Source organism: Halobacillus amylolyticus, from assembly GCF_022921115.1.
Classification (GTDB): domain Bacteria; phylum Bacillota; class Bacilli; order Bacillales; family Halobacillaceae; genus Halobacillus_A; species Halobacillus_A amylolyticus.
The window spans coordinates 2,072,973-2,085,276 of sequence record NZ_CP095075.1 but is presented as its reverse complement, the minus strand read 5'-3'; the positions used below and the strand labels follow the sequence as shown (position 1 = coordinate 2,085,276).

The 12,304-nt window shown below is 43.2% G+C and carries 8 protein-coding genes; all 8 read left to right on the top strand.

Annotated elements, in window-relative coordinates; all coding sequences use genetic code 11:
- Window positions 1-12 precede the first annotated feature (12 nt).
- Entirely contained in the window at window positions 13-1,269 is a 1,257-nt protein-coding gene (gene purD / locus MUO15_RS10725) for a phosphoribosylamine--glycine ligase (RefSeq protein ID WP_245029180.1), read from the top strand.
- Between the two features lie 273 nt (window positions 1,270-1,542).
- Complete coding sequence (locus MUO15_RS10720; protein WP_245029178.1) at window positions 1,543-3,288, top strand: adenine deaminase C-terminal domain-containing protein; 1,746 nt, start codon at window positions 1,543-1,545, stop codon at window positions 3,286-3,288.
- Window positions 3,289-3,327: 39 nt separating this feature from the next.
- Window positions 3,328-4,371, top strand: a complete 1,044-nt coding sequence (locus MUO15_RS10715; RefSeq protein ID WP_245029176.1) for a DUF3048 domain-containing protein — start codon at window positions 3,328-3,330, stop codon at window positions 4,369-4,371.
- Window positions 4,372-4,387: 16 nt separating this feature from the next.
- Window positions 4,388-4,690, top strand: a complete 303-nt coding sequence (locus MUO15_RS10710) for a YerC/YecD family TrpR-related protein (RefSeq protein WP_244751631.1) — start codon at window positions 4,388-4,390, stop codon at window positions 4,688-4,690.
- A gap of 961 nt (window positions 4,691-5,651) precedes the next feature.
- A complete protein-coding gene (locus MUO15_RS10705) occupies window positions 5,652-6,338 on the top strand; it encodes a heptaprenylglyceryl phosphate synthase (protein WP_245029174.1) in 687 nt (228 codons plus the stop codon).
- Window positions 6,339-6,498: 160 nt separating this feature from the next.
- Window positions 6,499-8,733, top strand: coding sequence for a DNA helicase PcrA (gene pcrA / locus MUO15_RS10700; RefSeq protein ID WP_245035770.1), 2,235 nt, complete (start codon window positions 6,499-6,501; stop codon window positions 8,731-8,733).
- A gap of 15 nt (window positions 8,734-8,748) precedes the next feature.
- Window positions 8,749-10,749, top strand: coding sequence for an NAD-dependent DNA ligase LigA (gene ligA, locus MUO15_RS10695; protein ID WP_245035768.1), 2,001 nt, complete (start codon window positions 8,749-8,751; stop codon window positions 10,747-10,749).
- An 86-nt stretch (window positions 10,750-10,835) separates the two neighbouring features.
- Complete coding sequence (locus MUO15_RS10690) at window positions 10,836-11,981, top strand: CamS family sex pheromone protein (protein ID WP_245035766.1); 1,146 nt, start codon at window positions 10,836-10,838, stop codon at window positions 11,979-11,981.
- Window positions 11,982-12,304 lie beyond the last annotated feature (323 nt).

Genomic DNA, 12,304 nt, shown 5'->3' with positions numbered 1-12,304 from the left:
AGGCGGCGAATCATGAAGGTTCTAGTTATCGGACGTGGGGGACGTGAGCATAGCATTGTCAAAAAGCTCGCTTCAAGTACACAGGTTGAAACCCTTTTTGCAGCACCCGGGAATGCAGGAATGGGAGAGCAGGCTGTCCGTGTTCAGATTCAAGAAACCGATCAGGAACAGCTTGTCGCTTTTGCTAAAGAAAATGGAGTTGACCTTACCATCATTGGTCCGGAAAACCCATTGTTGGATGGGCTTGCCGACTGCTTTATTGAAGCTGGTCTCAAAGTATTCGGGCCGACAAAAGCAGCTGCCTTGATCGAGGGAAGTAAGCATTTTGCCAAGCAACTGATGCAGAAGTATGATATTCCAACGGCTGATTATCAAGCTTTCACCGATGCTGAGAAAGCAAAAGTTTATATTCGTGAGCAAGGCGCGCCTATTGTTGTTAAAGCAGATGGATTGGCTGCAGGGAAAGGTGTCGTTGTTGCTGAGACTGTGGAAATTGCATGTGAAGCTGTAGAGGATATGCTGCTTGAAGGCCAATTCGGTGAGGCGAGCCGGGAAATCGTCGTTGAAGAATTTTTGCAAGGTGCGGAATTTTCTTTGATGGCTTTTGTGAACGGGAAAAATGTCTATCCGATGCTGACTGCTCAAGATCATAAGCGCGCTTTTGACGGGGACGAAGGTCCAAATACAGGTGGAATGGGGGCCTTTGCTCCTGCTACCCATTTATCTTGGGAGGATTATGATTATGCCGTTGAGTCGATCTTGGAGAAGACAGCCTCGGGTTTAGTGGCTGAAGGTCGGTCGTTTACGGGAATTTTATATGCGGGCCTGATTCAAACAGATGCAGGTCCTAAGGTGATCGAGTTTAACGCACGTTTTGGCGATCCTGAAACACAGGTTGTGCTGCCGCTTTTAACTAATGATCTCGTCCAAGTGTTGACAGATGTTCTTGAAGGGAAAAATCCGCAACTCAAATGGTTTGAGAAGGCATGTGCGGGTGTCGTCGTAGCTTCTGCAGGCTATCCTGGAAGTTATGAAAAAGGTGTACGGTTACCGGAATGGCCGGAGGAAGATACTTTCGCTATCCATGCAGGGACAGAGGCTGTGGATGATGGATATGTTACAAGCGGCGGGCGCGTACTGCTTGTAGGTACGATGGCGACAACACTCGATAAGGCCCTTAACGCTGTGTATAGTTCATTGACTGCTTTTGACGAGCATGAAGGGTTTTTTTTTAGAAAAGATATCGGGAAATCGTTTCAAACGAAATGACTTAGGGGCAAACTTGCCTTTCCTTATAAAGAAAAATCATCCGTCCACCAGGGCGGATTTTTTTCGCATTTTATAAAAGGTGGAAAACGCTAAATTTTTTGACGAAATGCACCAGATTTTGCTCAAATTGCTCGCTTTTCCACGTAAATGTGACAAAGTCCAACCTAACTACTCAAGATTTAAGTGTAAACACTCATTTACACAGTATTTTTTGCTTCGCGAAGTTGTTTCACGTGTGTTAAGATAGAAAAAATGAATGAAGGAGGCTCTCGAGTGAATGAACAACGCTTCCGTTGGCGTAATAGACAGTTGCGTGAACACGTAGCCGTCGTTGAAGGTAAACTTGCGCCGACCAAACTAGTAAAAAATACAACCTACTTAAATGTCTACTTAAAACAATGGATGACTGGTCATATATGGATTTATGAGGATCGTATCATTTACTCTGGCCCAGAGCTTCCTCCTCTTACGGAAGGAACAGAAATCATTGATGGGCAAGGGAGTTATATTGTCCCTGGCTATGTTGAGCCGCATGTGCATCCTTATCAGTTATATAACCCTCTCAGCTTAGCAGTGCATGCTGTCCAAACGGGAACAACAACACTGATAAATGATAACTTAATGTGGATTTTTTTAACAGACAAAAAGAAAGCGTTTTCTTTGCTTGAAGACTGCGCGAAATTATCTGCTTCTGTGTTTTGGTGGGCTCGATTTGACTCACAGTCTGCCCTGCAGGAAGAGGATCAGTTTGACTTCGATGATCAGGTGCTATCCTGGCTTAATCATGATGCAGTCATTCAAGGTGGAGAACTGACAGCCTGGCCTGATGTGCTGTATGGGGGCGATGATCAAATGCTTCATTGGATGCAGGAATCGAAGCGTTCCCGAAAGCCGCTTGAGGGTCATTTGCCTGGCGCATCATGGAAAACATTGGTGAAGATGAAATTGCTTGGACTTGATTCAGAACATGAATCCATGACGGCAGATGAAGTGATGGATCGATTGATGCATGGGTATCAAACGGGGTTGCGTTACTCATCGATACGACCGGATTTGCCTGACATTTTAAAAGGGCTGAAGGAAAAGAATCTCACTCATTTTGATAAGTTGATGTACACAACGGATGGATCTACCCCCGGATTTTTTAGTGAAGGATTGATCAATGTTTGTATAAAAATTGCTATCGAGGCAGGTATCCCTGAGATTGATGCCTATTTGATGGGGTCCTATCAGCCAGCGCGTCATTTTGGCCTCGAAGACCGGATTGGAAGCCTTGCGTCCGGTCGAGTAGCCCACTTGAACTTCTTGTCAGATCCAACTGATCCCACTCCCCACTCTGTAATCGCAAAAGGGGAATGGGTGAAGCGTGATCATAACGATGTGGCAAGACATAAAGAAGTTCACTGGGAAGAAAACGGTGTCGCCCCACTTGATATTAACTGGGAATTGACTGCTGATGACCTGCAATTTTCGATGCCGATTGGGATGGAGATGGTGAATGAGGTTATTATGAAGCCATACGCGATAGATAATGACGCATCGGTAGATCGTTTGCCCCCTGAAACGAGAGAAGCCTTTCTTACTTTACTAGACAGAGACGGAAAATGGCAGGTCAATACATTATTAAAGGGATTTACCGATTCACTCGGTGGTCTTGTAAGCTCTTATTCTAATACCGGAGACTTTATTTTAATAGGAAATTCACGAGAGGATACGAGGCTTGCCTTTGAGCGGATGAAAGAGCTTGGCGGTGGTATCGTCCTCGCCGATCAGGGTGAAATTGTCTATGAACTGCCACTGCCGCTTGGTGGAATTATGGCAGATATGCCCATGTCATCTTTAATAGAGGAAGAGCATAGACTAAGAGAGCACCTAAACTCTTATGGATACGTCTTCGGGGACCCTGTTTACACCTTGCTGTTTCTATCATCGATGCATCTCCCTTATATTAGAATTACACCAAAGGGAATTATGGATGTGAAAAAGAAAGAGGTACTCTATCCTGCGATGATGCGTTAAAATAAAGAAGAATATACAGGTGCAAGAGGAAGTGCTCTAGTGAGAAAGATTGTCTGGTTAATTTTGGCGGCCATTATCATGTTCGTCCTTACAGCCTGTGCGAACTCAGCAGAGGATGATAGTAAGCAGGAGCATCAGGACAAGGAAGAGACAAAGATAGAAAAAGAGGGCAAAGGTGAAGCAACAGAGACAAGTGATGAAAATGTTTATCCCTTGACTGGTGAGCCTGCCGACGGGCTGGTTGATCATCGTATCCTTTCTGTGATGGTGAATAACCATAGTGATGCCCGTCCACAGACGGGATTAAGTAAAGCGGATATCGTCTATGAAGTGTTAGCGGAAGGGCCGATTACCCGTTTCCTTGCCTTGTTTCATAGTGAAATTCCAGAGGTCGTAGGACCAGTGAGAAGTGCTCGTCCGTATTATTTTAAATTAGCAAGTGGCTATGACGCGCTATATGTCTATCACGGGGCAGCGGCTTTTATAAACGAAATGGTTAAAGACAGTGGGATTGACTTTGCAGATGGAGCACTACACGATAATGATGGAAAGCTGTTTAAGCGGTCAACAGATCGTAAGGCTCCTCACAATTCCTATCTATTAACTTCTGGGTTGGATGCCTTACTTGAGAAAAAAGGGTATGATTCCTCGAAAGAAGTGGAGCCGCTGCCGTTTGCGGACAAGCCTGCTTTTGATGGACAGTCAGCACAGCAGGTAAGGGTTGCCTATGATGAGCTTGAAACGGTAAGCTATACTTATGACCCAGAAAGCGGACAGTATAAACGCTCAAGTGATGGTGAGCCGACAATAGAAAAAGAGACAAACGAGCGAGTTGCCGTAGATAATGTGTTTATTGTAAAAACAGAGCATCAGGTCGTCGACGATGCAGGACGCCGTGAGATTGATTTAAAGTCGGGCGGTGAAGGTTATTTAGTACAACAAGGGCAAATGATTGAGGTAGAATGGAAGAATAAAGGTGGTAGAATTCTACCCTTTAAAGACGGTGAGGCTGTCAGTTTCGTTCCTGGGAAGACGTGGGTGAACATCGTTCCAGACCAACCAGGCATCGTTACGGCTGAGTAAAAGGAGGGATGTCATCATGCAAATTGATAAACTACGCGGTAAAACATTAGACCAGCTTTTTGAAGCAATTCTATCATTAGAGAACGTAGAAGAGTGCTACGAATTCTTTGATGACTTAGCTACAATGAATGAAGTTCAATCGTTAGCACAGCGACTTGAAGTCGCTCGCATGTTAAGGGAAGGATTTACGTACCATAAAATTGAAACAGAAACAGGAGCTTCAACTGCAACGATTTCACGTGTGAAGCGATGCTTGAATTATGGAAATGATGCTTATACACAGGCGCTCGATCGCGTACAAGCTAATAAAACGAAATAACAAGTATAGTGGAAAAAAGCCGCTTCTATTAAAGGAAGCGGTCTTTTTTATGTATTGATAACTATAAATTCTTGCAGTTCTCTTATGAGTATTTTCCGAATTCTCCAAGAAAACTCTCTCTATTGTGGATTTGAAATAAAGTCGTACCGTTTATAAAAAAAGTTGCACCGGAAAAGAATTACCATTAACCTTAAGCAATCGGTCCATTGAATTGAGTAACTTCTTGTGGGAAATATAGAAACTTGAAATAATTGTTATCTTGAAGACTCTATTCCGAGATGCTTGAGTGGGAAGGGGAAGGGAAGGAAAGGAGTCGCTTTCCGTGGGAGTACGGTGAGCTTCCTCAGGCTGCTGCCTTGCGGGGTCTCACCCTGTATTCGCCCTTCCCCATCTCCCCTTGCCATATGTTTTTTCGGAATCATTTCGAAATTACCTTTCCATTTGCTGTTTATTAACACAATTATTCAAAAGAATTTCGCAAAGACACCGCCTCCGATTTTTATTAAGATGGTCCCGGTGATCTCATTATCGAAATGGGGGATGGAGAACTGCGAGACTCCTGAGGGAAAGGAAAGGCTGGCGAGACCCCGGATGTCGGAGACCGAGGAGACTTGCCGTCTTCCCCGTGGATACGAGCGAGTGGTTTCCCACCCTCATCCTCTTATTAAAAAATACGGAACCTTACTCCTATTGTTGAAGATCACAGCTATAAATTGATCAAACTTTTTTATAAGAATCCAATTTATATTTGTTTGAAAGCTATCCATTTTGAACAATTTTTTCCAAATGGGTTCTTTCTATTTGTGGCAACATATGGGTTTTTAAAGTATTTTTGATTAATCTTTATTTCAAAGATACATCTATATTTTTTCACAGTAATGATCGGATATGGTTTCGTTCTAGCAGGGAATCTTTGCTATAATATATGAATGGATAAAAGGTTTTTGGAGGAATATGTGCGGTGGATTATAATGTGAATGAATGGAATCATGTCTTTAAACTAGACCCGAATAAACACTTGTCTGACAGCAGCCTTAAGAAAGTATGCGAATCTGGAACGGATGCAGTCATCATTGGCGGAACAGATGGCATCACATACGAGAATGTGGTTGCACTGTTGATGAGAGTGCAAGCTTATGAGATACCCTGTGTACTTGAGGTTTCAGCGATCCATGCTATTTCGCCTGAGTTTGATGGATATTTCATTCCGATGGTGTTCAATAGTAAGGAGAAACGCTTCATGCTCGATGTACAGCACGAGGCGGTAAAGCAATTCGGAGATTTTATCGACTGGAGTGACATGCTCGTCGAAGGTTATTGTGTCATGAATGAACAGGCCAAAGTTTTTCAAGCAACCAACTGTACGCTGCCTGATCAGGAGGACGTGATCGCTTATGCTCGAATGGCCGAGCACATGTTCCATCTCCCAATTTTTTATATCGAATACAGCGGTCGTTATGGCGATGTAAACCTCGTCCGTGAGACGGCGGAACAGCTGCACGATACTATGTTATTTTATGGTGGAGGAATCCGTTCTGCTGCCGAGGCGAAGCAAATGAAGGAACACGCCGACGTCATTGTCGTTGGTGATATCCTATATGAAAATATCCAAGCCGCACTTGAGACAGTACAGGCTTGTAAAGAATAAGAGAAAGCATGCTTTTTTTACCAATGAGATCTAGCTTCGAGGGGTAGACCTTTGCGGCATAAGTGATTCGCTTCCACAGGGGACGACCCTTCAACGGAAACACTGCGCTTGTGCGTTTTAGGTCTAGGAACCTTTCAATTTTGAAAAGGATGGTGTCCACATGACGCAAGCAATAAACCCTTTACTTAAAGGATTAAACGAACAGCAACGAAATGCGGTGACCCATACCGATGGACCGCTCTTAATTATGGCAGGGGCCGGAAGCGGGAAGACCCGGGTATTAACCCACCGAATCGCTTACTTACTTAATGAGAAGGATGTTGCCCCTCGTAATGTATTGGCGATTACCTTTACGAATAAGGCTGCACGGGAGATGAAGGAGCGTGTCGAAGCCCTCGTTGGATCTGAGGGCGAGAAAATTTGGATGTCAACCTTCCACTCGATGTGTGTACGAATTTTGCGCAGAGACATTGACAGAATCGGGTATGATCGTAATTTTTCTATTCTCGATTCAAGTGACCAGCTTTCTGTGATCAAGCAGGTTTTAAAAGATTTGAACCTTGATCCTAAGAAATGGGATCCGCGTGCGATGCTCGGAGCGATTAGTAATGCCAAAAATGAGCTGCTCACACCAGAAGATTATGTGCGTGAAGCAGCAAGCATGCATGAAGAACAGATTGCAGAAGTGTACAAAGGCTATCAGAAGAAATTGAGAAAGAATCAATCACTCGATTTTGATGATTTAATTATGCAGACATTGACACTGTTTGAACGTCTTCCCGAAGTTCTCGAGAATTACCAGCGCCGTTTTCAGTACATTCATGTCGATGAGTACCAGGATACGAACCATGCCCAATACCAGCTGGTCAGTTATTTAGCGAGTCGCTATCAGAATCTATGTGTTGTTGGCGACTCGGATCAATCGATTTATGGTTGGCGCGGGGCAGATATTAAAAACATTCTTTCCTTTGAAAAAGATTATCCTACTGCAAAGACAATTATGCTTGAACAAAATTATCGTTCAACGGAATTAATTTTAAACGCAGCAAACAACGTGATCGGCAACAACAGCGGCCGTAAAGCGAAGAATCTTTGGACTGATAATACCGGTGGGAATAAAATTCAATACCATGAAGCCGGGACAGAGCGGGAAGAAGGGTTATTTGTAACAGATCATGTTGAAGACCTGATTCGCAACGGACGTTTTCAATATAAAGATGTCGCGATTTTGTATCGGACAAATGCCCAGTCCCGTACGATTGAGGAAACATTTGTAAAAGCAGGAGTCCCTTATCAAATGATCGGCGGTACAAAGTTCTATGATCGTAAAGAAATCAAAGACTTGCTCGCTTATTTGCGATTGATTGCCAACCCAAATGACGATTTAAGCTACCAGCGTGTCGTTAATGAACCAAAGCGCGGTGTTGGGAAGACGAGTCTTGACAAGCTGCAGGCCTATGCAACCGATCACGATATTTCTCTTTATGAAGCATCGGCAGAAATTGACTTTGTGGGCGTAAGTGCGAAAGCGGCTAAATCAATCATGAACTTCTATACGATGATCAGAAACTGGACACAGCAGCAAGAGTTTTTATCAGCGACAGATATGGTTGCAGAAGTGATTGAAAAAACAGGCTATGAAGAGATGCTCCGCAATGAGAAAAGTCTTGAAGCGCAAAGCCGTCTAGAAAACATCGAAGAATTCAAATCCGTAACGAAAAATTTTGAAGAAAATAGTGAAGATAAAACGCTTGTCGCTTTTCTGACAGACCTTGCTCTGATTGCTGATATCGACCAAATGAATGAAGATCCGACGAGTGATGATACAGTTACACTAATGACCCTTCACTCTGCAAAAGGGCTTGAATTCCCTGTCGTATTTCTAATCGGGATGGAAGAGAACGTATTTCCGCACAGCCGCTCGCTAATGGATGAAGATGAAATGGAAGAAGAACGTCGTCTTGCCTACGTAGGAATTACCCGTGCGGAGCGCCAGTTGTTTATGACCCACGCAAAAATGCGCACACTATATGGACGGACGAATATGAATCCAATCAGCCGTTTTATCAACGAAATCCCTAAGGAATTCGTTGATGGGAAAGATGAACGGGAAGAACTGCCATTTTTCAATAAGAAACGCGAATCACCATCCATTCCATCTCAAACTCAGAAACAACCGACGAAACGTGCCTCGAAAAAGATCGAAAAAGACTCCTCAGGTGGCGAAAAAATTGCCTGGCAGCCGGGGGACAAAGCCAAACATAAAAAATGGGGCGAAGGCACTGTTGTTAAAGTTCAAGGGGAAGGTGACGCCATGGAGCTTGATATTGCTTTCCCTGCACCAACCGGAATTAAACGCCTGCTTGCCCGATTTGCACCGATAACGAAAGCGTAAGGATGTGTAGTGACAATGAGTCCAAACGAAGCACAAGAAGTCATTGAAGATCTTCGCAAAAAGCTTGATCAATATAATTATGAATATCACACTCTAGACAATCCGTCTGTCTTAGACTATGAATATGACCAAAAAATGAGGGAGCTGCTTGACTTGGAGTCACAGTTTCCGGATCTTGTCACAGCAGATTCCCCGACGCAGCGAGTAGGGGACGAGCCGCTTGATGCCTTTCAAAAGGTTCAGCATAATGTGGCCATGCTCAGCCTGGGCAATGCTTTTGACGAGCAAGAGCTTCGTGACTTCGATCGTCGTGTCCGCGAGGGGACAGGAGAAGAAGTCACTTATGTTTGCGAATTGAAAATTGACGGTCTTGCGGTTTCTTTACGCTATGAAGACGGGGTTCTGGTGCAGGGAGCTACACGTGGTGACGGAACAACGGGTGAAGATATTACCAAGAATTTGCGTACGATACGCAGTATCCCGCTTCGTTTACGGAAGCCTGAAACGATTGAGGTTCGCGGTGAAGCCTTTATGCCAAAGAAGTCCTTTCTTGCCTTGAATGAGACGCGCGAAAGTAACGGAGATGAGCCGTTCGCCAACCCGAGAAATGCCGCAGCAGGCTCACTAAGACAGCTTGACCCTAAGATTGCCGCTAAACGTAATTTGGATATTTTTCTATATGGGGTGGGGCGATGGCAGGATGAATCCACACGCGCTCATAGTGAACGTTTACAGGAATTAAAAAAACTTGGCTTAAAAACAAACCCAGAGTGGAAAAAGTGTAACGATATTGATGAAGTAATCGACTATGTTCATAGCTGGGTTGAAAGAAGACCGGATTTAGATTATGAAATTGATGGAATCGTCATTAAAGTGGACCGCTTGGACCAGCAACAGGCACTAGGCTTTACAGCGAAAAGTCCGCGCTGGGCAACGGCTTATAAATTTCCAGCGGAAGAGGCGGTTACAAAGCTTAATAAAATTGAATTAAGTGTAGGGAGAACGGGAGTGGTCACACCGACAGCCATCCTTGATCCCGTCAAAGTGGCCGGAACAACTGTGCAGCGAGCTTCATTACACAATGAGGATTTAATTCGTGAAAAAGATATCCGGATTGGTGATACCGTTGTGATTAAAAAGGCCGGCGATATTATTCCAGAAGTCGTCCGCGTTCTGACAGATCAGCGTTCGGATGAAGAAGAACCATATCATATGCCGGAACAATGCCCTGCGTGTGAAAGTAAGTTGGTAAGACTTGATGAAGAGGTGGCACTGAGATGTATCAACCCTAACTGTAACGCACAGCTCCGAGAAGGATTGATTCATTTTGTGTCAAGAAACGCGATGGACATTGAAGGGCTGGGGGAAAAAGTAATTGCCCAACTGTTTAAGGAACAGCTGATTGAAACAATCGCTGATCTCTACAAGTTAGAAAAAGAAGAGCTGCTGAAACTAGAGCGAATGGGTGAGAAATCAGTACAGAATTTGTTGAAAGCCATTGAAGATTCTAAAGAAAAATCATTAGAGCGGCTGTTATTTGGTTTAGGGATACGTTATGTCGGAACGAAAGCAGCTAATACTCTTGCCCAAGAATTCGAAACGATGGGACAGCTCATGAATGCTGATGAAGAAACCCTCGTACAAGTTCCGGAAATTGGTGAAAAAATGGCCGATTCTGTAGCACGTTATTTTGCTAAACCTCAGGTCATCCAGTTAATGGAAGAGTTGAGTCAGCTGGGGCTAAATATGGAGTATAAGGGGCCAAGGAAGAATGATGGGCCTGAAGATTCGCCGTTTAAGGGGAAAACGGTGGTGCTCACTGGGAAGATGGAGAACTATACCCGTTCTGAAGCGAAGAACATTGTTCAAGACCTTGGCGGTAATGTGACCACCAGCATCAGTAAAAACACAGATCTATTAATTGCTGGCGAGGATGCAGGATCAAAGTATGAAAAAGCTGAGAAGCTCGGTGTTGAGATCTGGAATGAAGGCGAATTTGCGAAAGCTTTAATATAACAATGAACGTTCAAAAGTTGCTGAATTAGAGGTTCGTTCTTCATTTGGTGACTTTTTGAACGAACCTCTAATAGGGAGTGGAATAAATGAAGAAGCTGCATGCACTATTACTTAGTAGCTTGCTTCTTGTAAGCGCGTGTACACCCGTTTATGATAATACGGATGAAGTCGTTCGAGAAACAAAAGACGATAGCAATAATCAAACAGCCATTATACCGAACTATAGTTTATCTGATGATACGTATCGGATGATTTTGACAGAAGATAGTGCAAAGGTTTCGGCAGCACCTGGTGTAACAACAAACCAAATGGATAATCGATTAGACATAGCAGCATTTGAGAAGGGCTTACGCCGTCATTCCAAAGAATACTACAGTCCAGATGATTATTATTTTCAGCCTGGACAGACGTTGACAGATGCTGAGCTGTTGAACTGGCTGTCTCGCAAATCAGAGGATAACCCTAAGGGTCTGAACCCTGAATTGAATGAAGACGAGGCTTCAGAAAAAGAGTTCCGTAATAACCCGCGCTATATCTCAAACATTATCGAACAAGACTATCTAGTTCGAAAAGAAGATAATGTCGTCGAAGTGGCAGGGGTCACCATCGGAATTTCCATGAGAACTGTATATAATTTTACTGCTCATGGACGGGAATACACAGAAAACTTGTCTACTGATAAATTATTAGCAAAAGGAAAAGAATATGCAGCCATCATTTTAGAGCGTCTTCGTAACAAAAAAGAGCTGGAAGGAGTACCAATTGTTTTTGCGATTTACGAAGAGGAACGAGATAACGCGAAATCACCAGGGAATTTTTTAAGCAAAACCTACGTAGAGGCTTCTGAAAACCAAGTAAGTGATTGGCAAGAAATAAATGAAGATTATGTTCTCTTTCCTTCAGACGAAGCAGAGGAGCATCACTTCGATGATTCGAAATTGTTCTCTGACTTTCGAGTGCAGGTCTCGGATTACTTCCCAAATTTTGTAGGGATGATTGCGAATGGATTTTATATTGATGAAGAACTAAAAAGGGTTAAAATTGATATTCCAATCCAATTCCGATCACAATCTGAGGTCGTAGGATTCACGCAGTATGTATATAGTCTTGTGATGGAAATGTTCGAGGATCATTACGCTATACAAGTGAGAATTAACAGTATGGACCAACAAGAAAGCTTGATTGTGAAAGAACCGGGTAAGAAAGAGCCTTTTGTCTACATTTATGATTAATCCGTGCCGCGATGTGATAGCAGACATCGCGGTTTTTATTTCGCAAAATGGAAATATGCAATAAAGTGACTGTTTCGTGCAATTATTCTTTCAAATGTGCAATAAGATGGTTTTATGTGCAATTAATCTCTTTTTCGCGCAATTATCTAACTTCATGTTCCTAACCATAGCCTATGCTGTAGAAATTACTTAGAAACCTCTTCTTTCTATTTAACGAGAGAAAGAGGTTTTTTATATGAATAGGACATAATAAGTAGGTCAAACGTTTTGGGTTACATCAGGAAATATAAAACCTTAAACTTTTTTTTATGAAATTTTATGAA